The following is a 24,366-nucleotide window of genomic DNA, read 5'->3' on the forward strand; positions in this document are numbered from 1 at the left end:
TGATGCTTGCCGGGACAAAAGTGATCCGGAAATAATAATAACCAAAACAACCAATAAGACAATTCCTAATGAAGGCATTTTTTACGTTCACCTTATCTTTTTTATTTTCCATAGCATCGATGGCGCAGTGCGCGGACAGCGACAAGATGCTTTTTCCGGTTAAAGAACAGATCAGTGAAAGCATGGTGTTTTTCGCTGTCAATAATGAATACAGCAGTGTTAAACACTATGCTTCAAGTATCAGCGAATATGCCAATAAAGCCATGGCCGTGGCCAAAGATCACATTGTGCAGCGTTCGGGTGCCGCTTTCGCAAAAAAGTGCAGGGTAAAATATCTTTACGTGCGTTATCCTGATGGTATGAGTGAGGATTCCGCACCTTCTGACTTATATAATATATCTGATCACAAGGTCATGTACATTGTTGCTTACGTTATGAAGCAGGGAGGATTTGATTATGATTTTGAGGTAGTTGTGGGTAATGATCTTAACCTGCTATCAGGAGATCTGTTTCCGTCGATAAAAAATAATCCTTCGTTCGATAAATTCATCGATGTCTGCAAGGCATTGAAAACAGTGAAGGCGGATAAGCGTTACAAAGGTGTAGTTTCGGGGATCGGGATTGCCTACCATGCCGATTCAGATTCGTTCTGCTGGCAGGTGCAGGAACATCCCGCATCGGTAAAGGAGGAAGGGGAATATCCTGTCAGGGATTACTACGTTAATGCCAACACCGGCAAACTGGTCAATGTAGTTGAATCTGAGAGTTATTTCTTCCCATAACAGCATTTGCCATGAGAAAAATAATAAGTGGAGCTGCCTTCATGATGCTCATGTTTTCAGGGTTTAACGGCCATGCCCAAAAGTACTGCCAGCAGGTGACCGCCGCATTTTCCGACACCAATGCCCCCGAAGACCTTAAAAAGCTTACGGTAGAAAGGCTCATTCAAAATGTAAAGAATAAAAAGCGGCAGGCTGATATAAAGCTTGAGGATGGTTTAATCATCGCAAAAATACCATGTAATGGCAATGAGGTGTTGTCGCATTACTTCCCCAGTGAAAAATTTGCGATCTGCGAGACCTATGAAGTCGCTGAGATCCGGGACGCGGTCGCGGGAATGGCGGCCATCAGCGAAAGTTGGGGAGTACCTTTTGACAATTTGATCAATAACCGTTTTGCTTACGGCGCATCCATTGGCACCTGCCCAATAAACCGCATTGTGCAATTCAGGACGCTCGCAGATATGCCGGAGTGTAAAAAACTACTGCCTGCCGATTTAGCCTTTGTATTCGGCATGCCTGAAAAAGATGCTAACGCTGTGCCGGTGTTCGCGGTCAAGGTTGTAAAGGATCCGTCGATCACCATTAATATGATGAAAGACGCACGTACATCGCTTTCTTTCAACAAAGTTCACCATGATGTACAATTGGAATTTAAAAAAGAGTACAAAACCACCTGGGAAGCATTCACTAAAAAGAATTCAGGCAGGTGCGTTGCCATTATGTTAGGCGATGCCGTACTCAGCTGCCCAATGCTCATGGCTCCCATAGCCAACGGTAAAGCGGCTATCAGCGCCAATATGGATAAGTGGCAAGCCGAAGAAATGGCGCAACGCATCAACTTCAGCTTACCATTGGAAGTGCTTATTACAGAAGTAAAGATGTTAGATTAGGTTCTTCCATTTCGACGACAGGAGAAATCTCAGATAAACAAAACGCTTTTTGAGATCTCACCTGTCGTCGAAATGACACACTGGAACTGTAAACTGAGCCCTGAAAACTACAGCTTCTGCACCTTCACATAATATTTCTGCTTTTGCAAAATAACATCTTTCAGGTCGGCTGCTTCCGTAGCTACTGACTGCCAGTCGTTCGTTGCGTTCAGGCGCACTTCTTTGCCGTTGGCAGTTATCCCTACAGGCAGCTTGAAATTGGCTTCATCGGTTTGCCAGCGGTAGTTCAGTTTGCCCGCATTCAGCTTTAATTGAAGGATGGGAGGGCTTTTGTAGCGCAGGTACTGGTTAAAGAACGGTGTAAGCTCCATGCCTGTCTCAGTGTTAAAGAAGTCCACGACCGTTTGCGTATCGATCACTTTCTTCTTATAAGTCTCCGAATATTTCAGCAGCATTTTCCACCATTTGTCATCGTCATTTACCACGTGCCTTAACGTATTCAGCATTAGTGCCCCTTTGGAATACATATCGCCCGAACCTTCCCTGTTCACGCCAAAAATACCGATCACCGGCTTGTCGTTCGAAACGTTCATTTGTGAGCCGGTAATATATTTCATTGCCTTTTCATACCCGAACTGGCATTCCACAAAAACACATTCGGTATAGGTGGTAAAGCCTTCGTGTATCCACATGTCGGCAATGTCCTTTGAGGTAATGCTGTTACCGAACCACTCATGTCCCGTTTCGTGTATCGTGATATAGTCAAACAGCATCCCGATGCCCGTACCGCTCATGTCGCCACCCAGGTAGCCTTTTTTATACTTGTTACCGTAGGCAACGGCACTTTGGTGCTCCATACCCAGGTAAGGCGTTTCAACAAGTTTATAGCCGTCCTCCCAAAACGGGTATTTGCCAAATTTCGCCTGGAAGCATTCCATCATGGGCTTTACTTCCTCAAAATGCTTTCGGGCTTTTTCCTCATTTGCCTTTAACACATAATAGTCAAGGTCGAGGCCGTCGAGATTATCGTGTATATGCGCGTAATCGGCAACGTTAAGGGTTATTGTGTAATTGTTAATTGGGTTCTTCACTTCCCAGTCCCAGCGTGTGTAGCCGTTCTTCAGGTCGGTACTGCCCAAAAAACGCCCGTTCGATACGTTCATCAGGCCATTCGGTACTGCGACTTTTACTGAGGCACCTCGTTCGGGTTCGTCGGTTTGGTGGTCCTTTACGGGGAACCAAAGGCTAGCGCCGGTGCCCTGTACGGCAACGCCTACCCAAGGCTTTCCGTTACCATCTTTAGAGAATACAAAGCCGCCGTCCCAGGGTGCGTTTCTTGCCACGGTAGGATTGCCCGAGTAGTTGAAGCGCAGTGTTTCCTCACTGCCTTTTTTCAGCTCTTTGGGGAAAGTGATGAAAACGGCATCATTGTCCCGCTTGTATTCCAGCTTTTTGCCTTTCAGCTCAATGCTCTCCACCTTCATGTTCTCAAACAGGTCGAGCTGTATCTTTTTGGTATTCTCCACCACTTTAAAAGTAATGTCGTTATAGCCTTTAATGTGCTTTTTTTCGGGGTCGAGGGTAATGTTGAGGTCGTAGCGCTGCACGTCGAAGTTGGTGCGTTCAGGCCTCAGTCCGCCCTGCAGGCTGTCGCGTCGGGTAAAATTTTGCGCGGAAGCCGCGATCCCGAAAAGGGCAGTAGCGATCAGAAAGATGTTTTTCATGTCTGGTGTGTTTGGCTAATTGGTCACTAAATATATGAAATTGTTACAATACCAGTAACTGACTGAAAACTTATTTAACCACATAGGGACATAGATTTCATGGCCTTTTATCTGTTGAGTGCAATGCGAATGTAGTTAAACATAGTGAAGCGAAGCTTCAAGATCTGTGTTGCTCAGTACACCTTTATATCCATCATTTTAAAGCTATGTATCTATATGGTTAAAAAAGTTTTACGGCTCATCGCATTCCGAGTCCACTTTTATGAACAGCTTCTCAAATTCACCAAAATAGCTGATATTGTTGTCGGGATCCTTTATCTGGTGGTTCGCGCAATTGTACCATGCGTAGGTAGAAAGGTCGGCAATGGCATAGCGCACCCTGTCGGGCGAATTGTATTTTTCTTCAAAATAAGTACGCGAATCGGGGTGCATTTTACCCGCGGTTATTTTCTCATCGTAAAAATCCTTCCATGCCGCCACGATAGCCTCATGATCTCCGGAAGCTAATGCCTCACCATATTCGCGGCATTGATAGGCAAATCGGTTATCCAATAATATCTGTGGGTTGTCATAGCTTTCCAGCATTATCTTTTTCAGCTCATAGCGCAAATCCAGCGCCGCGAGCAGCTGTTTCCTGAGGTTTTGCCAAAAAGGCTGTGGCACGATGTCGAGGCTCTTATATTTCTCTTTCCACTCCTTGTATCTTTCGTCAAGCTCGGTTGCCAAAGCTTCTTTATCAAAAGTATAAAAACCTTTTGGCGATGAAATATTGGTGGTCACATCGAGGTCGAGCGAGCCGGCACAGCCTGACAGGAAACGCGTGTCCTCCAGTTGGCTTACAGTGTATTTTCGATAGTCGTAGGTACCTTTATTATCACAAAGATCATCCTGCCAGCGGAACACAGCGGTGGTGTCTTTTGGCTTTTGGGTTTCAGCCTCCACAGTTAACGGCTTTTCTTCTTTTTTGCATGAAAAGAGTAGTGGGAGCAGTGCAAAGGCCAGGTATTTTCTCATCAGGATAGTTAGTTTACTATTCATCACATTCTTCCTCAACAGAAAGGAACAGCTTTTCGAATTCCCCACTGTAGGGTATATTAGGAAGATCATGATGGATCTGACTGTTGGCACAGTTGTACCATCCAAAGGTCAGGAGGTCGGTCCTTGCAGCCGCTATCTTCATCTCTTGTGTAAGGCTGTTTTTATAGTTGTTGAAGCCGCTTTCCGTAAAACTGCCAGTATCCTTTTTGGCTTTCAGCCTTTGCCACGCCGCCATCAGGAGTTCCGTGTCTTCCGATGCAAGCGCTTCAATATATTCCGGGCAATGCTGTGCAAACCGGTTTTTTAATAGTACTGATGGATTAGAATGCGCTTTGAGGCTAAGCATGGCCAGTTCATATGTTTCATCGAGATCCTTTATCCTGTTTTGCAGTAAGTCGCTCCATATCCTGCCCGGAGGGACCTTCATTGCCGCATAGCCTGCTTTCTTTCCGGCATATTCTTTTTCCAGCTTCAGTAATTGGCCCTTGCTGTCAAAGCTGTAATATTCTTTGGCATTTAATACCACATGCCTCGTGCTTATCTGGAGCGCATTGTTGGTAAACCAAAGCCTGAAAGCACCCCTCAATTGTTCCTTTTTGTATTTCGATCTGTCAAATGTACCAATGTAGTGGCAGGTCTCGGTATCCCAATGCAGTGTATCGGTCGCGATCGCAGGAGAGTGCATCACAGCATTGTCAGGTCGCTGCGAAAGTAATGGGAGTAAAGGGATGATCAGTAACGAAAGTAGTGTTGGCTTCATGGTTTTTTGGCTGTGAACAATACGAATTCCCTCTCTATCTGCTGGCCGCTATTGCTCATGACCAATTCTTTTTCGGTCACGGCCGATATCACTTCCAGTCCTGCGGTTTCCATTATTGCCGATACTTTTTCAATGCTGTACAGCGTAAAGCCGTATTTGGCAAAAGGAATGTGCTGCATCGTACTTTCAGGAATAAACCCTATCGTTACGGTGCCTTCCCTGGCCAGTACACGGGCAATTTCATTGGCATAGTCCTGTGGATCCGGCCAAAAGTAAATGGTATTGGTGGTGAGTATCTTATCAAACCGGCCTTCACCAAAAGGGATACTGCTGCTGTTCGTAACTTCGAAAGAAACATTCTCAAGTCCGGCATTCAGCTCCCTAGCCTGTTCAACCATCAATGGCGAAATGTCGATGCCGGTGTAGGTAATGCTCTCGTCCTTGCTGATAATATCCCTGGCGTGCCTGCCGTTACCCGGTCCTATCTCGAGCACGCTGTTGGCAAAGGCCAGGTTAAGGCTATCTATGGCTTTGGCGATCATGTTGCCATTGGTAAAATTCATCATTTCGCCTACCTTCACACCATCCTCGCCATCTGGGCAGCGGAGCTGGGCGGCAAATTCCCGTAATTGCGTTTCGGTAAGTTGGGGAGGCTTATTTTCCATATAAGAACTCCAGTATTACATCCATGCGGTTTTGCCAGGACTGTTCGTTATGCTCTGCTCCTTCAAACTTACGGGTTACCCAATTCTTACCTTCATTAAAACCCTTGGCACGCATGATCTCGTCCACCAACTTTTGGTGTGGCTCATAGTATTGGTCCAGCGTGGCGGTACCGTAGTCAAAATACACCCGGTGGTCTTTTGGCGAAGGGAAATGGTCTTTCATGTAGCTGCGCACCGCCTCCGATGGCTTCATGTTGTTATTATCGAAAAGCAGCGGCCAGTGGGTAGAAACGCAGGCCGCCTGCCCAAAAACCTCGGGATATTCGCAAATGGCATACATTGATATCAATCCACCCATCGAGCTGCCGCAAACCGAGGTATTCGCATTGTTGCGCAGTGTCCTGTAATTCTTGTCAATATAAGGCTTCAGCTCCTTTACCAAAAATTGCAGGTACTCGTCGGCCAGCCAGTTCACTTTTACGTTCATTTGTTTTGCAAGGTCTTTAAACACGACCATATCATCTTCCGTAAAATACTGTTTTGCGGCTTGTTCCGGAAAATACTCCATGTAGCGGAGGTTGTTGCCATGGGCTGCCGTTACTATAATAAAGGGTTTTACCTTGCCTTCTTTAATGAGTTTATCGGCCATATCATCGGCTTCCCACGCCACGCCTAAGCCTGCACTGCCCTTATCGAACACATTCTGCCCGTCGTGCATGTACAGCACAGGATACATTTCTTTGCTGTTCTCGTCGTACCCGGGCGGCAGCCAGACCTGTACGTCGCGGGCGTTGACATATTTGGACTGGAAGTTATCTACCTTTATAATGCGGCTTTCGGACTGGGCGGCTATCGTAATGCTGAACCCGAATAGCAGGAGTGTTATAATTTGTTTCATTGGCTCATTTGCTTTGACAGGTATAAGGAAATGCCCATCGTGTTTATATCAATAAATATACGATAATAGTTGTAAGGGCAAAATTTAAAAAACAAAGCGGCACTGATCAAGGTGCCGCTTTCTACTTATTATAAGATGTGATCCATCACACCTGTATCACCCCAAGGTTAAACTGCTTTTCAATAGGCGCGTGGTTTGCAGCCTCGATACCCATCGATATCCATTTTCGGGTATCCAGCGGGTCGATTATGGCATCCGTCCATAGCCTTGATGCCGCATAGTAAGGCGACACCTGCGCATCGTAACGCGCCTTTATCTTGTTGAAGAGTTCTTCTTCTTTTTCCGGAGTAATGGTCTCGCCTTTTGCCTTAAGTGATGACGCTTCTATCTGCATCAGTACCTTGGCAGCCTGTGTTCCGCCCATTACGGCGAGTTCAGCGCTTGGCCAGGCGAATATCAGCCTTGGGTCGTAGGCCTTGCCACACATAGCGTAGTTGCCGGCTCCGTAAGAGTTGCCAACCACTACGGTAAACTTCGGTACGACCGAGTTGCTCACGGCATTGACCATCTTGGCGCCATCTTTAATGATGCCGCCGTGCTCCGACTTTGAACCCACCATGAACCCTGTAACATCCTGCAGGAATACAAGCGGGATCTTCTTTTGGTTGCAGTTGGCTATAAAGCGTGTGGCCTTATCAGCACTATCTGAATAGATCACGCCGCCAAACTGCATTTCGCCTTTTTTAGACTTTACCACCTTGCGCTGGTTGGCAACAATGCCCACTGCCCAGCCGTCTATGCGGGCGTACCCCGTTATTATCGTTTGGCCGTAGCCCGCTTTGTATTCGTCAAATTCGCTGTTGTCGACAAGTCGTTTGATAACTTCCATCATGTCATACTGCTCACTCCTCGACTTCGGGACAATGCCGTAGATGTCTTTTTCAGGAAGGGCAGGTTTTTCGGCTTTAACGCGGTTGTACCCGGCTTTGTCATAATCGCCTATCTTGCTTACTATATTTCGTATTGTATCAAGGGCATCCTTATCGTCTTTTGCCTTATAATCTGTCACACCCGATATTTCGCAGTGCGTGGTAGCGCCTCCAAGGGTTTCATTGTCGATGCTCTCGCCAATGGCCGCCTTAACGAGGTAGCTTCCGGCAAGGAAAATGCTTCCGGTCTTGTCTACGATCAGGGCTTCATCACTCATTATGGGCAAATAAGCCCCGCCCGCCACACAACTTCCCATCACGGCGGCTATTTGGGTAATACCCATGCTGCTCATAATGGCATTATTGCGGAAGATGCGCCCGAAATGCTCCTTATCAGGGAATATCTCATCCTGTAGTGGCAGATATACACCGGCACTGTCAACAAGGTAAATGATCGGCAGTCGGTTCTCCATGGCTATTTCCTGCGCACGGAGGTTCTTCTTACCTGTTATGGGGAACCATGCGCCCGCCTTTACGGTAGCGTCGTTAGCTACCACCATGCACTGCTTGCCGCTCACGTAGCCTATCTTCACTACAACGCCGCCGCTGGGGCACCCGCCATGCTCGGCATACATTCCATCGCCGGTAAAGGCGCCGATCTCAATGCTTTTGCTATCTTTGTCCAAAAGGTATTCAATGCGCTCTCGGGCTGTCATTTTGCCTTCGGCGTGCAGTTTTTCGATTCGTTTCTCGCCGCCGCCCAGTTTTACTTTGGCAAGGCGCTGCTTCATTTCGGAAAGGAGAAGTTTATTATGGTCTTCGTTCTTGTTGAAGTTAATATCCATTATATTTGCAGTCGGTTATAATTTAAGCCGCTAAAATACGAAAACGTTTGAAAGTAAGGGAAAATATTACGGATCTTCTATGATCTTCAATTGTTCATAAATTTCAATTTCGTAACCTCAAATTCATATCAGCTTAACTATTTCTTAACATTACTAAAATACCTTTGTCGCGTAAAAATTAGTATATGTCTATAAACAGTATTTTTCAGTTCCTTGTACCGAAAGACAAGAAATTTTTCCCGCTATTTGAGCAGGCAGCACTAAACCTTGTAATGCTTGCCGAAACGCTCCACGAAGCCGTTAATGCCCCGAAAGAGCAGAGGGAAGCCTATTACAGGAAAATTGAGGAATTGGAGAACATCATAGAAGATATTGCCCACAAGACCAACCTGGAGCTGAGCAGGAACTTCATCACGCCATTTGACAGGGAGGACATCCACGCGCTCATCTCAGCCATCGACGATGTAGCCGACTACCTTTACGGCGCTGCCAGCAGGATGAGGCTGTACCAGGTGGAGAAGATCACCAAGTCGATTAGGAAAATGACCGAGATCACCCTGGAAAGCTGCCAGCTGATACAGGTAGCCGTTTCTGACCTAAAGGATATGAAGAACCTGAAAGGGATCGCAGAAGCCTGTAAAAGGATCAACAAGCTTGAAAATAAGTCGGATAACGTTTTTGATAAGGCAGTAGCCGATATCTTTGAGAACGAGACCGATGTTAAGAACATCATCAAATATAAGGAAGTGCTATCGGCGCTTGAGTCGGCTTCAGACAAGTGCAAAGGCGTTGCCAACGTACTGGAATCAGTGACTGTTAAGTATTCATAACCCCTAGCTTCCTAACGTATGTTCACGCTTCTTATAGTAATTATAGTACTGGCGCTCGTATTTGACTACATAAATGGTTTCCATGATGCGGCAAATGCCATCGCGACAGTTGTGGCTACCAAGGTGCTTACGCCGTTCCAGGCGGTGCTTTGGGCTGCGTTCTTTAACTTTTTGGCCTATTGGGTGTTCGGTTTCGGTGTAGCCGATACGGTTGCCAAGACCGCCCACACCATGGACATCAACCTCGTAGTGATACTCGCCGGGGTCATTGCTGCCATCATCTGGAACCTCCTTACATGGTGGCTGGGCATACCATCAAGTTCGTCGCATACGCTCATCGGTGGTTTTGCGGGCGCTGCCATTGCACACGCGGGCTTTGATGTAGTGTCCTGGTACACTCCGGGTAAAGACGGCGGTTTCCCATCGGGAGTACTTATCATTGTTGCCTTTATCGTACTCGCGCCGCTTATCGGGGCGTTGGTTTCATATTTAATTTCCATCTGGTTCCTTAACTCTTCAAGGAAAGACACACCTTACCCTAAAATTTTTACAGTGCTTTTGATGATCGCTACTATAGCATTCGTCTATTTCAATATGGTAAGTTTTGAGGATATCAAAAAACCGCGCTTTGAGTCGGAATTCTGGTCGGTGGCTTTCGAGCCGCACAACATCAAGTGGTTCCTTGTTGCGTTCATCATATTATCAATAAGCACGTTCTGCCTGTTCTTCAGTACGCTAAGCCTTGGCAGGGCAGAAGCGTGGCTCAAGAAAATGCAGTTGCTTTCATCGGCGGCATTCAGCCTTGGCCATGGTGGTAACGATTCTCAAAAGGTAATGGGTATCATTGCCGCAGCAGTTGCGGTATACATCCATACCAGCGGGGTTACGCACATGGACCCATGGCTCGACGTTGTATTGCCAAAGGATGGGGTCGATGGCAAAATGCCTGAGTGGATCCCGCTCGCATGTTATTCTGCCATTGCGATAGGTACACTTAGCGGCGGCTGGAAGATCGTAAAGACGATGGGTTCCAAGATCACAAAAGTATCAGCATTCGAAGGTGTAACCGCAGAGACCGCCGGTGCACTTACATTATACGTTACAGAGCACTTTAAAGTACCTGTAAGTACCACGCACACCATTACAGGTTCCATCATCGGGGTTGGCCTTACCAAGCGTGTTTCAGCGGTTCGCTGGGGCGTTACGGTAAACCTCATCTGGGCATGGGTGCTTACAATACCTGTATCAGCATTGCTTGCCGCGATCATCTATTGGATATTGAGTATTTTCATATAAAAAATATACTATTGTACTAAAAAAGCCTTTGGCTGTGCGAAAGGCTTTTTTATTGAGAAGTGGCGTTATCAGTTCGAAATGAATTCCGGCGTATGGTCTTTAGCATATTTCAGCGGAAGCGTGACAATGAACGACGTACCTTTGTCCTTGCCTTCGCTCACCGCCTTAATGGAGCCGTTGTGCAGCTCCACGAACGATTTGGTTATCGAAAGCCCCAATCCGTTAGATGTTTCCTTTCCTGTTGGCTTCGAGCTGAGCTTGGCAAATTTGGTGAACAGTCTTTCAGTGTCATCCTCATTAAGACCCTGACCGTTATCTTTTACCTCGATCTCAATGCTTTCCCTATCTGCCATACGCGCCATGATATGGATATTGGCATCGGTATACGAATATTTGATCGCGTTGCTTACCAGGTTGTGCAGTATGTCGAGTACTTTTACCCTGTCGGCAAAAAAGTGTGGCAGACCTTCCTCAATTTCAAAATGGAGCGTCTGCCCTTTGCGGGATGCCAGCAGGTCGAAGCTGTTCTTTAGCCTTATAAAGATGTCGGCCATGTCGATCTCTTCAATTGAGAGTACGATCTGCGCCTCATCTGCCTCCGAATATTTTAGCAGGTCCGACAGTTTTGATTTGATGCGCGCCACCGACGATTTGATCATCTCGGTCATGTTCTCTTTCCTGCTGCTGTCTTTGGCCATCACCTCGTTGGCAAGCTTTATGGAGGCCAGCGGATTTTTTATCTCATGAAGCGCGATGTTCATCAGGTCGATCTGCGACTCGATGGTCTTACGGTAGCGCAGCCTGTTCTCCAGCTTGTCCACTACTATCCTTGCCAGGCTTTTTATCATGTCAATTTGCAGCGGGGTAGCTTCGCCGGGTTCGGGGCTGCTAACGATTATAGCGCCCACTTTATAGCCTTCCGGGGTTTTTAGCGGTGCGGCTACATAAAACCGTGCGCCATTGGGTCCTTTTGTGTACGGATTTTCACGGTATTGAGGGTGGTCATTAAGGTCACTTATTACTACTACCTCATCCTGCTCTATAACATTGGCTACAGCACTTTGTTCCCTTGGTATCTCGTTAAAAGTAGTATTACTGAGATTTGACTTTATGAATACCCTTCTTTCATCAACAAATACGATAAACGCGCTTGGAGCGCTAAATATCTGCGATGCCATGAGCGCGATCTTGTCGAACGTATCTTCCGAATGGGTATCAAGTATCCTGTAGTCCCGAAGCTTTTCGAGGCGGTGCTGCTCATTTTGGGCAAATTTTTCAGGTGTGGATCTTGACATCGGCTATTATTTTGTTCTTAGGTTTGGGTACGCGCTCTGATCTGTGGTTAATGCTATTTAACCTCAAAGTCAGGCTCGCGTTCGGGTATGTACCGTATGGGTAGTGAGACGATGAATGTCGTACCCTTATCTTTACCGGGGCTCATTGCGTAAATGGTGCCTTTGTGCAGTTCTACGAACGATTTGGCTATTGATAGCCCAAGCCCTGTAGAGGTTTCTTTTCCGGTAGGCTTGGAACTGAGATGGGCAAACTTCATGAACAGCTTTTGTACGTCGTTGCGGTCCAGTCCCTGGCCTTCGTCGCGTACTTCTATGTGCAGGTTATAGCCAGCCTCACGGGCCTCGATCTTTATTTTCGAGTCGGGATAGGAGTATTTAATGGCATTGCTCACCAGGTTGTGCAGTACATCGGATATTTTCCCTTTGTCCGCATCGATCCTTGGCAGCGAATCGTTGTATTTCAGTTCAATGAACTGTTTTTTACGGCGTGCCAACAGGTCAAAATTATTGTATAGCCTTGTTAATATCTCATTAATGTCAATTTCCTCTATCTTCAGCAAAAGGTCGGTCTCTTCCAGTTCGGATTGCTTAAGCAGTTCGGAGAGCCTCTTTTCAATGCTTTTTACTGATGTTTTTATGACCTCGTTCATCCTGGCGTTATCATTGGTATCGCCTCTCAGCATGTCATTGGCGAGATTGATGGATGCCAATGGGTTTTTGATATCGTGCAGGGTAATGTTCATCAGGTTCACCTGCGCCTCGATCGATCTGCGGTAGCGCAGCCTGTTCTCCAATTTGTCGATGACCATCTTTGAAAGTGTACGCAGCATTTCCACCTGTTGTTCGGTCACTTCGCCCGGCTTGTCGTCGGTCACACAAATGGTGCCCATATTATAGCCTTCAGGGGTCTTTAAAGTAGCCCCCGCATAAAACCTGATGCCGCCCTTTTGCGCGATGTAGGGATTATCGACCAGTTCAGCATAGTTGTGCGTATCGTTTAGGACGTATACATCATCCTGCAATATGGCGCGGGAACAAAGGCTGTCTTTCCTGGGTATCTCTGTAGCGGCAAGGGCGCTTAAATTGGATTTAAAAAAAACACGGTCCTTGTCTACAAAGTTGATGAAAGCGCCCGATGTGCCGAAAAGTTTCTGTGCCATCGACGCGATAATGTCGAACACATCTTCAGGATGGGTATCAAGTATATTATAATCCCGCAGCTTTTCGAGCCTTAAGGCATCATTCTCAGGGATAAAATGATCAATGGTTTGATTCATACTTGCTTCAGATACAGTGTACTACTTCTTTGGGTTAGGCCGACAAATAAAATCCTAAATTACAATTATTTTGTTAAGAATAACCGCAATTCAGGATGTTAAAGTTAGGTTAAATACAAGTACTGCGCAATAAATGCATGGTCCGTATTAACTAAATAAGATTTATTCGCATATAGCATGCGAAGAAGATATTAACTCTCCTCCGCCTTTTGACCCATCATCATGAGGTAAGCTTTTAAAAATTCGTCGATCTCGCCGTTCATTACGCCTTCGGCATTGCTGGTCTCATGCCCTGTCCGCACATCTTTTACCAGCTTGTACGGGTGCAATACATAGTTGCGTATCTGCGAGCCCCATTCGATCTTCATCTTGTTGGCCTCGATCTCATCGCGCATGGCCTGCTGTTTTTTCAGCTCAATTTCGTAGAGCTGCGATTTCAGCAACTGCATGGCCTTAGTCTTGTTATCCAGCTGTGAGCGTGTCTCGGAGTTCTCAATGATGATACCGGTAGGGTGGTGGCGCAGGCGCACTGCCGTTTCTACCTTGTTCACGTTCTGGCCTCCCGCACCGCTGGAACGCATGGTTTCCCACGATATGTCGGCCGGGTTGATCTCGATCTCGATGGTATCGTCGGCAAGCGGGTATACGTATACCGACGCGAACGATGTATGGCGCTTGGCATTTGAGTCGAAAGGGGAGATGCGCACCAATCGGTGTACACCGTTCTCACCCTTCAGGTAGCCGAAGGAATAATCGCCTTCAAACTCCAGCGTTACGGTCTTGATCCCCGCGACCTCGCCGGCCTGGAAATTGAGCTCCCGTATCTTATAGCCTTCCTTTTCGCCCCACATCATGTACATGCGCATCAGCATCGAAGCCCAGTCGCAGCTTTCGGTACCACCGGCACCTGCTGTGATCTGTACTACGGCGCTCATGCTGTCGCCTTCATCGGATAGCATATTGCGGAATTCCAGGTTCTCGATATGGGCAATGGTCAGTCGGTGCTGTTCGTCTAGTTCTTCTTCAGAGACATCGCCTTCCTTATAGAACTCGTACATCACCTGCAGCTCTTCGGCCATGGCGTTGCCCTTTTCATAATCCTCCACCCATTTCTTTTTCGAGCGAAGGTTCTTTACAATGATTTCTGCCTCTTTTGCGTTGTTCCAAAAGTCGGGTGCGAAGGTTTTCTCCTCCTCGTTGGTTATTTCGATCTGCTTCCTGTCGATGTCAAAGATACCTCCTCAGTGCTCCCAGGCGCTCTATAATACCTTTGATTTGTTCGGTATTTGTCATAAATTAATGTAGTTTTGTAATACAAAAGTAAGGCATCCTTTTCAATATATGGAAATAAATTTAGTAAGCGACACGGTAACCCGTCCCGGCCACGAGATGATGCAGCAGATGTTCAGGGCCAAAGTGGGCGACGATGTTTTTAAGCAGGACCCAACGGTAAACGAGCTCGAGGACACCGTAGCCAGGCTTTTCGGGATGGAAGCCGCCTTATTTTTCCCCTCCGGCACCATGGCCAACCAAACGGCCATAAAGCTGCATACCAACCCCGGCGATGAGCTTATTTGCGACAAGTGGGCGCACATTTTCAATTATGAAGGTGGGGGTGTGGCGGTGAACAGCGGCGTTTCCAGCAGGCTTATCGACGGCAACCGCGGCATGATCACGGCGCAACAGGTAGCCGAAGCCATCAACCCGCCCGACTTTTACCACAGCCCGCTTACCACATTAGTATGCCTTGAAAACACGACCAACAAAGGCGGAGGCGCCTGCTATGACCTGCAAACCCTACTGGAAATACACGAGGTGTGCCGTGCCAACAACCTGAAATACCACCTCGACGGCGCCAGGCTGTGGAATGCCCTGGTGGCCAAGCGCCAGCATCCAAAACAGTTCGGCGAAATGTTCGATACCATATCGGTCTGCCTGTCCAAAGGGTTGGGCGCTCCTGTGGGCTCGCTGCTCATTGGCAGTAAAAAGGATATGAATAAAGCCCTGCGCATCCGCAAGATATTCGGAGGCGGCATGCGCCAGGCAGGCTACCTTGCAGCGGCGGGGCTGTATGCGCTTCAAAACAACGTGGGCCGCCTTGAGGAAGATCACAGGCGCGCCAAACAACTCGGTAACCTACTGCAACAATTGCCGTGGATTGACAGGGTAGAGCCGGTAGAAACCAATATCCTTATTTTCTCGCTAAAGCCGCAATATGACGAAAAGGCTTTCATCGAAAAGCTAAAGCAGAAGAACATTTTCATTTCATCGTTAGGCAAGAACAAGCTCCGAATTGTGACACACCTTGATTACAAAGAGGTGATGCATAATTATGTGGTGGAGACTTTAACGAAGTTATCTCTTTAGTTTAAGGTTTCAGGTTTAAAGTTGCTGACTATGATGCTTAATATAAAATGTTGCTTCCATTTCATTATTTTGAAGCAATTATCATCAACTAATTTATTATGACTGCAAAGCAACGATTAGAATCCATTCTTGGTAATCAATACGAATCTGAAGATGGAGATTTGTATGAGGTAGAATTGATGGGTGGAATGGATGATGATGAAATGGTAAATTTTAAAAGGCAACTTCCTAATAATTTTTTACCTGACGAAATTGAACAATTACTTAGATTTAGCAGGGGATTTGAATTTTATGGTCTTGAGGAAATACGTTTTGATGCTTATGGCACTTTTGGTATTGATGGACTATTTCCCAGATCGATAGAGCTTGCGGGTGATGGATTCGGTAATTTTTGGATTTTGGATATTGATTCTTTAGGTGTTTGGAATTCAGTGTATTATGTGTGCAATGACCCGGCAGTTATTGTTAAGCACTCTGAAAATCTGGGTGACTTCATTAAGCACATTGATGAATTTGGAAAAAAAGGCAATGCTTCGCACCTTGATAAAATTCATGAAAAAGTTGTCTTTGAAATTTGGGATGGCGATTTAGGAATAAGTGAGCCATATAAGAAAGATTATGATTTCACTAGTGTAACCGGATTTCCTGAAATGTATATCGTTGCTGACCTCATTAACAAACCAGTAAACGCCGGATTTCCTTGGGCAAAGCAGAATAAAAATCCTAAGATTGTCAGGCCATCAGATGCGCCATTGTGGATTATAGAGAAAAAAGTAAAACAAAACTTTTGGACTTCCCTCTTTAGTAAAAGTAAATAGAGGTACATGATCAAATTAATTATGAACTCACAAAAACAAAAAATGATAGCCGGCGAGCTGTACCTTGCTTCAGATGAAGAATTAGTAAAGGACCGAATCAACGCACGCCTGCTGCTCAGGAAACTCAATACCGCCATGCCTGATACAGGGAGGCGATGCTTTCGGCACTACGCGAACTGATCCCGAGTGCAGGCGAAAACCTTTGGATAGAGCCGCCGTTCCAGTGCGATTATGGCTATAACATTGAGGCGGGGGATAATGTGTACTTTAACTTCAATTGCGTTTTTCTGGATGTGACCAAAGTGACCATCGGCAGCCGCACGATGTTTGGCCCCAACGTACAGATTTACATCGCCATGCACCCCATGGATACCGTGGAAAGGGCTTCCGGGGCCGAGTATGCCAAACCCATTACCATAGGCGAAGATGTGTGGGTAGGCGGCAGTGCTGTCATTTGTCCGGGCGTGACTATCGGGAACCGAAGCATTATCGGTGCCGGGAACGTGGTAACGAGGGATATCCCGGATGATGTATTTGCGGCAGGGAATCCTTGCAGGGTTATAAAAGGGATAGAGTAATAGCCCAATTTTTCTAAATCTAATAAAAAAGCACGGCTGGTGCCGTGCTTATACTGTCTAAATCTAAGAGTCCAATATCCAACAATCCAAAACTAAAACAACCCCGGAATATCCGGCATTCCATCCTTCGCTACAGCCGCAAGTTCGGCCTCATTGATGGCGGTGGCTTTTTCTATGGCTTTGTTCATTACCAGAACAAGGTAATCCTCAAGCTGTTCCTTGTCTTCCAAAAGCGCATCGTCAACGGTTATGGCGCGTACCTGCCTGTTGGCTGTCAGCGTCACTTTCAGGAGGCCGTCGGTGCTTTGCTCGTCAACCAGCACGGTATCAAGCCTTTTCTTCGTTTCTTCTATCTTTTGCTGGGTTTCTTTCAGCTTACCCATCATTCCCATTAAGTCTCCAAACATTTTTACGGATTTTGTTATTTATATATATTACAAATGTATTAAATTGCATGGTTATATTCCAATTCTTAAATCTATGAAAAAACACGCACTGTTAAGTTGTGTTTGTGTTATTTTTGCAGCGGCGAACGCCCAGACAAATAAAACTAAAATGACCGAAAACCACACGCCGCCACTTGCCGCGGTAAAGCCAAAGAAACTCGAAAAGCACGGCGATGTGCGTATAGATAACTACTACTGGCTTAACGAAAGGGAAAACCCCGAAGTTATTGACTACCTGAACAAAGAGAACGCCTACTACAATGCCATGACGGCGGATACGAAAAACTTCCAGAAAGAGCTTTTCGACGAAATGAAGGCCCGCATAAAGGAAGATGACAGTTCGGTGCCGTATTTTTACAATGGCTATTACTATATAACCCGCTATGAGAAAGGCAAGGATTACCCCATACATACCCGCAGGAAAGGCAGCCTTGACGCGAAGGAGGAGATCATGTTCGACTGTAACGAAATGGCAAAAGGTCATTCATACTTCAGCCTGGGTGGACTTAACGTGAGCGAGGATAACGAGTGGGCAGCCTTTGCTATTGACACCGTTTCACGCAGGCAGTATACCATGCAGGTAAAGAACCTGAAGACAGGCGAGATACTTCCGTTCAAAATAGAGAATACCACCGGCGGCTCAACATGGGCAGGCGATAATAAAACGTTGTTCTATAGTCGCAAAGATCCTGTTACGCTGCGTTCGGAGAAGATCTACAAGCATAAAATGGGTACCGATGTAGCTTCGGACGCGCTCATTTACCATGAAAAAGACGAGACTTTTGATACCTTCATCTATAAGGAGAAATCTAAGAAATACCTTGTGATAGGGTCGACCAGTACGCTGACATCCGAATTCAGGATACTTGACGCGAAAAAACCGGACGGCGAATTTAAGATATTCCAGCCAAGGACACGCGGCCTGGAGTACAGCATTGCCCACTACGGCGACAAGTGGTACATCGTGACCAATAAGGACAAGGCGACCAACTTTAAGCTGATGACAACGTCGGAAACCGCTACGGGCAAAGACAATTGGAAAGACCTTATCCCGCACCGTAAGGACGTCTTGCTCGAGGATATCGAGATATTCAAAAATTATCTTGTTATCGAGGAACGGGCCAACGGACTTAACACCATCAGGATACGTCCGTGGGACGGCAAAGGGGAATATTACCTGCCTTTCGCAATTGAGACCTATACCGCTGGCGTGAGCACCAACCCTGATTTTGACACCGATGTGCTGCGCTACAGCTACCAATCGCTTGCCACGCCATCTTCGGTTATCGACTTCAACATGAAAACGAAGGAGAAGACCGTATTGAAAGAGCAGGAAGTGCTCGGCGGAAAATTCGACAAGAATAATTACGTAGAGGAAAGGGTATGGGCTACTGCCAAAGACGGCACCAAAGTACCTATCTCGATGGTATACCGCAAGGGCATTACCAAGAACGGCAACAATCCGATGCTGCTGTATGCCTATGGTTCGTATGGCGCGTCTATGGACCCGTATTTCTCATCCATACGCCTTAGCCTGCTCGACAGGGGCTTTATATTCGCCATTGCCCATATAAGGGGCGGGGAGGACCTTGGCCGCGAATGGTACGAGAACGGCAAGCTGCTTAAAAAGAAGAATACTTTTACCGACTATATCGACTGTTCGGAATATGTTATCGCGCAGAAATATACCTCAGCCAAACACCTGTATGCCGAAGGCGGCTCTGCCGGTGGATTGCTTATGGGCGCTGTCGTTAATATGGCACCACAGCTGTACAACGGCGTTATCGCGCAGGTGGCGTTCGTGGATGTGATCACCACAATGCTCGATGATACCATTCCGCTAACAACAGGTGAATATGACGAGTGGGGCAATCCGAATGACAAAACATATTACGATTACATGAGATCGTACTCGCCGTATGATAATGTGACCGCTCAGGCGTACCCGAACATGCTGGTGACGACCGGCCTCCACGATTCGCAGGTGCAGTACTGGGAACCCGCCAAGTGGGTAGCAAAATTAAGGGTTACAAAAACCGGCAACAACCTTTTATACCTGGATACCAACATGGAAGCAGGCCACGGCGGCGCTTCGGGACGATTTGAAGCACTCAAGCAGGTAGCTAAGGAATATAGTTTTTTATTAGATTTGGAAGGAATTAAAAAGTAATTAATATTTTTTTGTTAGATTTGCAGGGTTTTGAGGTCATTAAACTCTGTACCGGTTTTACCTTACTAACTTATTTTTTATGAAAGAACGAATAGCAGCCTATAATAATGTATTGGAATTAATCGGGAATACACCCCTAATTAAGCTCAATAAGATTACTGAAGGATTAAAAGGGAATTTCTACGCTAAAGTAGAAGCTTTTAATCCGGGCCATTCAACAAAAGACAGGATCGCACTATATATAATCGAAGAAGCTGAAAAGAAAGGTATCCTCAAACCGGGCGATACCATTATAGAAACGACTTCGGGCAATACTGGCTTTAGCGTGGCAATGGTAAGCATCATTAAAGGTTATGACTGTGTGCTGGCGGTAAGCTCAAAATCATCAAAGGACAAGATCGACATGCTTCGTGCCATGGGCGCGAAGGTATATGTATGCCCTGCCAATGTTTCGGCAGACGACCCGCGCTCATACTACTGCGTTGCCCAAAGGCTTCACGAAGAGATAAAAGGTTCGGTATACATCAACCAGTATTTTAACGACCTTAACGTAGACGCCCATTACAAGACCACCGGCCCCGAAATATGGGAGCAAAGCGCTGGGCAGATCACACACCTTGTGGCCTGCAGCGGCACAGGAGGGACCATATCTGGCGCGGCGCGTTTCCTTAAAGAAAAAAATCCTGCCATCAGGGTGCTTGGGGTCGATGCTTACGGCTCAGTCCTAAAAAAATACCACGAGACAAAAGAGTTCGATAGTGAGGAGATCTATCCCTACCGCATAGAGGGGCTTGGGAAGAACCTTATCCCTACCGCTACCGATTTTGACGTGATCGACCAGTTCATCAAAGTTTCCGATGAGGAGAGTGCCCACGCGGCCAGGAGCATTGCCAAGACCGAAGGCCTTTTTGTAGGCTACACCAGCGGCGCTACGCTGCAGGCGGTAAGGCAGTATGCCGAAGCAGGCGAATTTGACGAGAACAGCAACGTTATCCTTATTTTCCCTGACCACGGTTCACGCTATATGAGCAAGGTATTCAGCGATGAATGGATGAGCGAGCAGGGCTTCTTTGACAGCGTGAACCTGGAAGAGGCACAAAAGATAGAGTTTATCAAATAGTATATAATTTTGGTTCAGATAAAAAAGCTTCCCGCATCACGGGAAGCTTTTTCTTTTATTCCCCAAACGATATCTGTAAGATGATCTGTTGCTAAGGTATTGGGATCAGGAATGTGAAACAATACCTATAAGTGGGGATTTGTAATTTAGGGGGAGAATCCCTCTTTCTCCGCACATACTGATATAATTTTTGACTTTCAGATAGTTGTGATCTTGAATTTTGTAGTTGTTACAAAACGTGTTACAAACGCAAAGGGCCCATCCGTTTCCGGACAGGCCCAACCTAAATAACGAGTATGAAACGTTATTTTAAATTTTTATTGATGGAGTGTGAATTTTCCTGTACCCGAGTGCTTCAGGTCGGTTTCAGAGGGCTGGCCTGCAAAGGCGATGTTACCAGCACCGCTTATCCTGCCCTTAAGGCTTTTGGAGCTGTTGGTCTCTACATTCCCGGAGCCTGATACCACCGCGCTTACGATCGGGGCTTTCAGGTCATATGCCTTGACCGAACCCGAGCCAACCACACGGCAGTCAAAGCTTTGTGCCTGACCGTTGATCTTTATCTCCCCGGAGCCAAGCACGCAGGCCTTTACCCTGTCGGCAACCACGTAGGCTTCAATAGAGCCGCACCCGTCTATCATCAGGTCTACATCGGTGCGTATCCTGTTCCGCACATCGATATTGCCGCTGCCTTTCAGTACGATCTCGCTAAGTTCGCCCACAGGTACTTTAACCGTGATGTTCTTGTTTTTGGATGGTGCAAGGAATTTGTCGCCCGAGCTGATGGCCAGTGCGCCATCTGCCACTTCGGTAGTAATTTGAGAGATAAGGTTTTCTTCGCCTTCCAGCGTGATCGTACCGGTTGTGCCCTTTACGAGCACTACATCAAAGTTGCCTGTTACCCTTACTTTTTCAAATTGGGCAGATAGTTCCCTTTTTTCTTTGGCGATGTCGCCATTACCCTGTACACGTTCTTTTTTCCCCTGGGCCGTTGCCGTAAGGGCAAAGCATAGCCCGGCGAAAAACATTGCTGCTTTTTTCATGATGGTTCGTTTTTTGTTCGCCATGCGGCGAGGTTGATGATTGATTGAATTAACTTCCCTGTGATGAGCAGGTGTTTTTTTTGATGATTGAACTCCTTTGTGGGAGGTGATACTACCTAGACGCATTCACGCCCGCAATGGTTGTATCAGTATATTTTTTATTTTGGCCTCACCCCAACCCTCTCCTTTTGGAGAGGGAGGAGCTTCACTCGGACCGTCTATCTATTTAAGGGTTTGAGCGTCCTCTCCTTTGGAGAGGGGTAGGGAGAGGCTTTACCCTTTAGTAAGGTTGATGTCGCCGTATTCTGTTCTCACGAATATCTTATTCACGCCGCTGCTTTTGTAATAGCCTTTATAATATATCTTGTTGTCCTTTTCCTTTTTGTCTGTGAATTTAAACCCGTTCACGCCCCTTATGCCGCCATATACCGAGCTTAGCTCAAAGTCGAAGGGTGCAGCCTCACAGTAAGTGATGTTCACCGCCGAATAGGTCGCGTTCACCGCTATGTTCTTCACATCGGTATCCATACCGCCGATCTTTACTTCGCCATAGTTGCACGTGGCATTCAGCTGCTTGCCAACATACCCGAAGCGCAGGCTGGAATAGTCGCCGGAACCTGTAATGCTGCCTCCCTTTTTAATACTCAGGTCACCATACTCTGTTCTATAGGTAATGTCGTTCACTTCGCCGATCGTCATGCCGGTATATTGCCCCTTGAGGTTAAGCGACCCCGCTTTGGTACAATTAAATCCGGAATATTGAAGGTTCACCGCGCCCGACCTGATGTAGTTGATCTTCGATGTACCGCTGTATTGCAGGTTAATGGTATTGCTGTCGCTGTTGAGCTCATCAACGTTCAGGTCGCCATACTGGCATTTGATGACGCTTTTGCCGTATATCTTCCCAACAATGGTATTTCCATATTGGTTGTTAAGGTCGATCGTGCCTTTCTTCGGGACCTTTATGGTATAGTTGATCTCCATATTGATGTTCCTGCCCGAAAAGTTCCCTATTTCCGTTACCGCTGATACCAGTGAGGCTGTAGCGCCAAACTTCACGTCGATGCTGTTGAGCCTTTTCACCACAAGGTCCTCTTTGTCGCCGTTCACGCGGATCACCACATCAATTACGGTCTGGTTCTCATCCCACGTTGTTACGTATATGCTGCCGAACTTATTGTTAACATCCAGGCCGGCTGTGCTGTTTACGGAAAATGACCTGTTTATTTTCTTTTCCTTTGTGATCTTTCCCTTCATGCACCCGTTGCCATCGCCGTTCGCAAAAATAAGCGAGGGGCAGGTAAGGAGCAGGAGTATTAAATTAAGTTTGAGTGTTCTCATGATAGTTTTCTTTCAGTTTTTTGATGTTTTCGATCTTGGTGAGCACGTCCTCCAGGAATGATATCCTTGTCTGCAGATTGGTTATCATGGCGTGGATGATCTGTTTGTTCTCGCCTTTGCTAAGGGCTTCTTTGGTAAGCTTTTCGTAATCCTTTTCAAGGGCGTCCATTCTTAAGAGGGCGCTCTTTACAAGCATTTTCGTTTCGGGGCTGTCTTCTTTTTCCACTTTAGCCAGCTCCTTTTGTATGATACCGGTAAAATACGTTTGTGTTTCCTGCACTTTTGGAGAAAGCTTCACGGCTGTCTGGTTGCCGTTGAAAGCACCTCCGTCCGGCCTGAACATCGTCCATAGCCCGAACATGATCAGTATCGCCGCCGCGGTTGGCATTGCCAGCCTGAAGAGCAGTCCTTTCTTTTTCCTTTTGCCCTCAAGCCTGTCTAAAAAGCGGTCCTCATGGCCCATTACGGGTTCTGCGGTATCCCACTGCCCGTCAAAATGGGCGAACAGGTCGTTAAGGTCTTGTTCCTCGTTCTTCATTATGCATTCAGTTTTTTCAGCAGGCTCTCCTTTGCCCGGCTGATGGTTGTACGGCAATTGCCGTGTGTAATTCCCATTATCTCACTGATCTCCTCCTGATCGTAGCCTTCGATGAAGAAGAGCGTGAGCGCCACCCTGTAATTGTCCTTTAGCGACTGTATGGCACTCATTACCTGCTGCACCTGCATGTTCCGGAAGTCGATCGTTGCCTCTTCCTTGTGGCCTTCATCTTCCACCTTATACAGTATGTTGTCCAGCGGGTCTTCAGCATATTTATTAATCTTTTTATAATTGTCAATGCTGTGGTTCACTACGATCCGCTTTAGCCAGGCCCCAAAGGTTACTTCTCCCTTAAAGGAATCCAGTTTGGTAAACGCCTTCAGGAAAGCCTCCTGCATCACGTCTTCTGCCCAGTGGCTGTCCTTAACAATGCGCAGTGCGGTGTTGTACATGGTCTTGTAATACCTGTTGTACACCTCAAACTGTGCGTTGCGGCTGCCCTCCCTGCAGAGTGCGATCAAAGTATCGATATCCTGGTTCGCGTTTGCCAATTTGGTTGCTTGGTTTGATATAATGACGGGGGAGTAAGTTAAAATGTTACAGTAGGGAAGAAATTTTAATTTTTAATTTTTGATCTTTTTATTTAAAAAGTAATTATTGTGCTGTTTGTCAGTTATTTATGTGCTTTTTCTTTTGTGTTTTTTTAATTGAAAATT

24 protein-coding genes are annotated in these 24,366 nt (G+C 46.5%); 10 read left to right on the forward strand and 14 right to left on the reverse strand.

Features of this window, described 5'->3' with window-relative positions; all coding sequences use genetic code 11:
• Positions 1-68 precede the first annotated feature (68 nt).
• Positions 69-782 carry a hypothetical protein gene (locus ACT6R0_RS02825; RefSeq protein WP_444651106.1) on the forward strand — a complete coding sequence of 238 codons (714 nt, stop codon included), beginning with the start codon at positions 69-71 and terminating at the stop codon, positions 780-782.
• A gap of 11 nt (positions 783-793) precedes the next feature.
• Entirely contained in the window at positions 794-1,672 is an 879-nt protein-coding gene (locus ACT6R0_RS02830; protein ID WP_444651108.1) for a SecDF P1 head subdomain-containing protein, read from the forward strand.
• A gap of 107 nt (positions 1,673-1,779) precedes the next feature.
• On the opposite strand, the gene ACT6R0_RS02835 is transcribed toward ACT6R0_RS02830, so the two are convergent.
• The 6 genes from ACT6R0_RS02835 to ACT6R0_RS02860 form a co-directional block, all read right to left on the reverse strand.
• Positions 1,780-3,396 (reverse strand): M1 family metallopeptidase, encoded by a 1,617-nt coding sequence (locus tag ACT6R0_RS02835; RefSeq protein ID WP_444651110.1) that lies wholly within the window; start codon positions 3,394-3,396, stop codon positions 1,780-1,782.
• Positions 3,397-3,627: 231 nt separating this feature from the next.
• Positions 3,628-4,410: a hypothetical protein gene (locus ACT6R0_RS02840; protein ID WP_444651112.1), complete on the reverse strand. Its 783-nt coding sequence runs from the start codon at positions 4,408-4,410 to the stop codon at positions 3,628-3,630.
• 16 nt (positions 4,411-4,426) lie between these two features.
• Positions 4,427-5,194: a hypothetical protein gene (locus ACT6R0_RS02845; protein ID WP_444651114.1), complete on the reverse strand. Its 768-nt coding sequence runs from the start codon at positions 5,192-5,194 to the stop codon at positions 4,427-4,429.
• Entirely contained in the window at positions 5,191-5,859 is a 669-nt protein-coding gene (locus ACT6R0_RS02850) for a class I SAM-dependent methyltransferase (RefSeq protein ID WP_444651115.1), read from the reverse strand. The genes ACT6R0_RS02845 and ACT6R0_RS02850 overlap by 4 nt, the downstream gene beginning before the upstream one ends.
• Positions 5,849-6,757 carry an alpha/beta hydrolase gene (locus ACT6R0_RS02855; protein WP_444651117.1) on the reverse strand — a complete coding sequence of 303 codons (909 nt, stop codon included), beginning with the start codon at positions 6,755-6,757 and terminating at the stop codon, positions 5,849-5,851. The genes ACT6R0_RS02850 and ACT6R0_RS02855 overlap by 11 nt, the downstream gene beginning before the upstream one ends.
• 145 nt (positions 6,758-6,902) lie before the next feature.
• Positions 6,903-8,531: an acyl-CoA carboxylase subunit beta gene (locus ACT6R0_RS02860; protein WP_444651119.1), complete on the reverse strand. Its 1,629-nt coding sequence runs from the start codon at positions 8,529-8,531 to the stop codon at positions 6,903-6,905.
• A gap of 185 nt (positions 8,532-8,716) precedes the next feature.
• On the opposite strand from ACT6R0_RS02860, the gene ACT6R0_RS02865 reads away from it, so the two are divergent.
• Together ACT6R0_RS02865 and ACT6R0_RS02870 are read left to right on the forward strand one after the other, a co-directional pair.
• Positions 8,717-9,361, forward strand: coding sequence for a DUF47 domain-containing protein (locus ACT6R0_RS02865; protein ID WP_444651121.1), 645 nt, complete (start codon positions 8,717-8,719; stop codon positions 9,359-9,361).
• A gap of 18 nt (positions 9,362-9,379) precedes the next feature.
• On the forward strand, positions 9,380-10,657 hold the full coding sequence (locus ACT6R0_RS02870) for an anion permease (protein ID WP_444651123.1): 1,278 nt from the start codon (positions 9,380-9,382) through the stop codon (positions 10,655-10,657).
• Between the two features lie 68 nt (positions 10,658-10,725).
• Here the strand turns inward: ACT6R0_RS02870 and ACT6R0_RS02875 are convergent, their stop codons facing one another.
• The 3 genes from ACT6R0_RS02875 to prfB all read right to left on the reverse strand — a co-directional run bounded on the left by ACT6R0_RS02875 (position 10,726) and on the right by prfB (position 14,522).
• The gene (locus ACT6R0_RS02875) at positions 10,726-11,952 is read right to left on the reverse strand and encodes a GAF domain-containing sensor histidine kinase (RefSeq protein ID WP_444651125.1); all 1,227 of its coding nucleotides are present in this window, start codon (positions 11,950-11,952) and stop codon (positions 10,726-10,728) included.
• Positions 11,953-12,005: 53 nt separating this feature from the next.
• Positions 12,006-13,229, reverse strand: coding sequence for a GAF domain-containing sensor histidine kinase (locus ACT6R0_RS02880; protein WP_444651127.1), 1,224 nt, complete (start codon positions 13,227-13,229; stop codon positions 12,006-12,008).
• 191 nt (positions 13,230-13,420) lie between these two features.
• Positions 13,421-14,522, reverse strand: a protein-coding gene (gene prfB / locus ACT6R0_RS02885) for a peptide chain release factor 2 (RefSeq protein ID WP_444651129.1) whose coding sequence is annotated in 2 segments (ribosomal slippage) — positions 13,421-14,458 and positions 14,460-14,522 — 1,101 coding nt in all. Because the reading frame shifts where the segments join, the coding sequence is not laid out codon by codon here.
• Positions 14,523-14,570: 48 nt separating this feature from the next.
• On the opposite strand from prfB, the gene ACT6R0_RS02890 reads away from it, so the two are divergent.
• From ACT6R0_RS02890 to ACT6R0_RS02905, 4 genes are all read left to right on the forward strand, one after another.
• Positions 14,571-15,596 carry a threonine aldolase family protein gene (locus tag ACT6R0_RS02890; protein ID WP_444651131.1) on the forward strand — a complete coding sequence of 342 codons (1,026 nt, stop codon included), beginning with the start codon at positions 14,571-14,573 and terminating at the stop codon, positions 15,594-15,596.
• 98 nt (positions 15,597-15,694) lie between these two features.
• Positions 15,695-16,414, forward strand: coding sequence for an SMI1/KNR4 family protein (locus ACT6R0_RS02895; RefSeq protein ID WP_444651133.1), 720 nt, complete (start codon positions 15,695-15,697; stop codon positions 16,412-16,414).
• Between the two features lie 6 nt (positions 16,415-16,420).
• Positions 16,421-16,594: a maltose acetyltransferase domain-containing protein gene (locus tag ACT6R0_RS02900; RefSeq protein ID WP_444651135.1), complete on the forward strand. Its 174-nt coding sequence runs from the start codon at positions 16,421-16,423 to the stop codon at positions 16,592-16,594.
• On the forward strand, positions 16,570-16,992 hold the full coding sequence (locus tag ACT6R0_RS02905) for a sugar O-acetyltransferase (protein WP_444651137.1): 423 nt from the start codon (positions 16,570-16,572) through the stop codon (positions 16,990-16,992). Before ACT6R0_RS02900 ends, ACT6R0_RS02905 begins: the two co-directional genes overlap by 25 nt.
• A 92-nt stretch (positions 16,993-17,084) precedes the next feature.
• Here ACT6R0_RS02905 and ACT6R0_RS02910 read toward each other — a convergent pair whose 3' ends face one another.
• Entirely contained in the window at positions 17,085-17,399 is a 315-nt protein-coding gene (locus ACT6R0_RS02910; protein WP_444651139.1) for a YbaB/EbfC family nucleoid-associated protein, read from the reverse strand.
• 73 nt (positions 17,400-17,472) lie between these two features.
• Here ACT6R0_RS02910 and ACT6R0_RS02915 point away from each other — a divergent pair, with 73 nt between their 5' ends.
• Both ACT6R0_RS02915 and ACT6R0_RS02920 read left to right on the forward strand, forming a co-directional pair.
• Positions 17,473-19,608, forward strand: coding sequence for a S9 family peptidase (locus ACT6R0_RS02915; RefSeq protein WP_444651141.1), 2,136 nt, complete (start codon positions 17,473-17,475; stop codon positions 19,606-19,608).
• A gap of 79 nt (positions 19,609-19,687) precedes the next feature.
• The gene (locus ACT6R0_RS02920) at positions 19,688-20,728 is read left to right on the forward strand and encodes a PLP-dependent cysteine synthase family protein (protein WP_444651142.1); all 1,041 of its coding nucleotides are present in this window, start codon (positions 19,688-19,690) and stop codon (positions 20,726-20,728) included.
• Between the two features lie 317 nt (positions 20,729-21,045).
• Here ACT6R0_RS02920 and ACT6R0_RS02925 read toward each other — a convergent pair whose 3' ends face one another.
• The 4 genes from ACT6R0_RS02925 to ACT6R0_RS02940 form a co-directional block, all read right to left on the reverse strand.
• On the reverse strand, positions 21,046-21,771 hold the full coding sequence (locus ACT6R0_RS02925) for a head GIN domain-containing protein (RefSeq protein ID WP_444651144.1): 726 nt from the start codon (positions 21,769-21,771) through the stop codon (positions 21,046-21,048).
• Positions 21,772-22,044: 273 nt separating this feature from the next.
• On the reverse strand, positions 22,045-23,112 hold the full coding sequence (locus tag ACT6R0_RS02930; protein ID WP_444651146.1) for a hypothetical protein: 1,068 nt from the start codon (positions 23,110-23,112) through the stop codon (positions 22,045-22,047).
• A complete protein-coding gene (locus ACT6R0_RS02935; protein WP_444651148.1) occupies positions 23,093-23,650 on the reverse strand; it encodes a hypothetical protein in 558 nt (185 codons plus the stop codon). The genes ACT6R0_RS02930 and ACT6R0_RS02935 overlap by 20 nt, the downstream gene beginning before the upstream one ends.
• On the reverse strand, positions 23,650-24,201 hold the full coding sequence (locus ACT6R0_RS02940) for an RNA polymerase sigma factor (protein ID WP_444651150.1): 552 nt from the start codon (positions 24,199-24,201) through the stop codon (positions 23,650-23,652). Before ACT6R0_RS02940 ends, ACT6R0_RS02935 begins: the two co-directional genes overlap by 1 nt.
• Positions 24,202-24,366: the final 165 nt, after the last annotated feature.

The sequence above is a fragment of the Flavobacterium sp. genome, assembly GCF_052437795.1.
Classification (GTDB): Bacteria; Bacteroidota; Bacteroidia; order Flavobacteriales; family Flavobacteriaceae; genus Flavobacterium.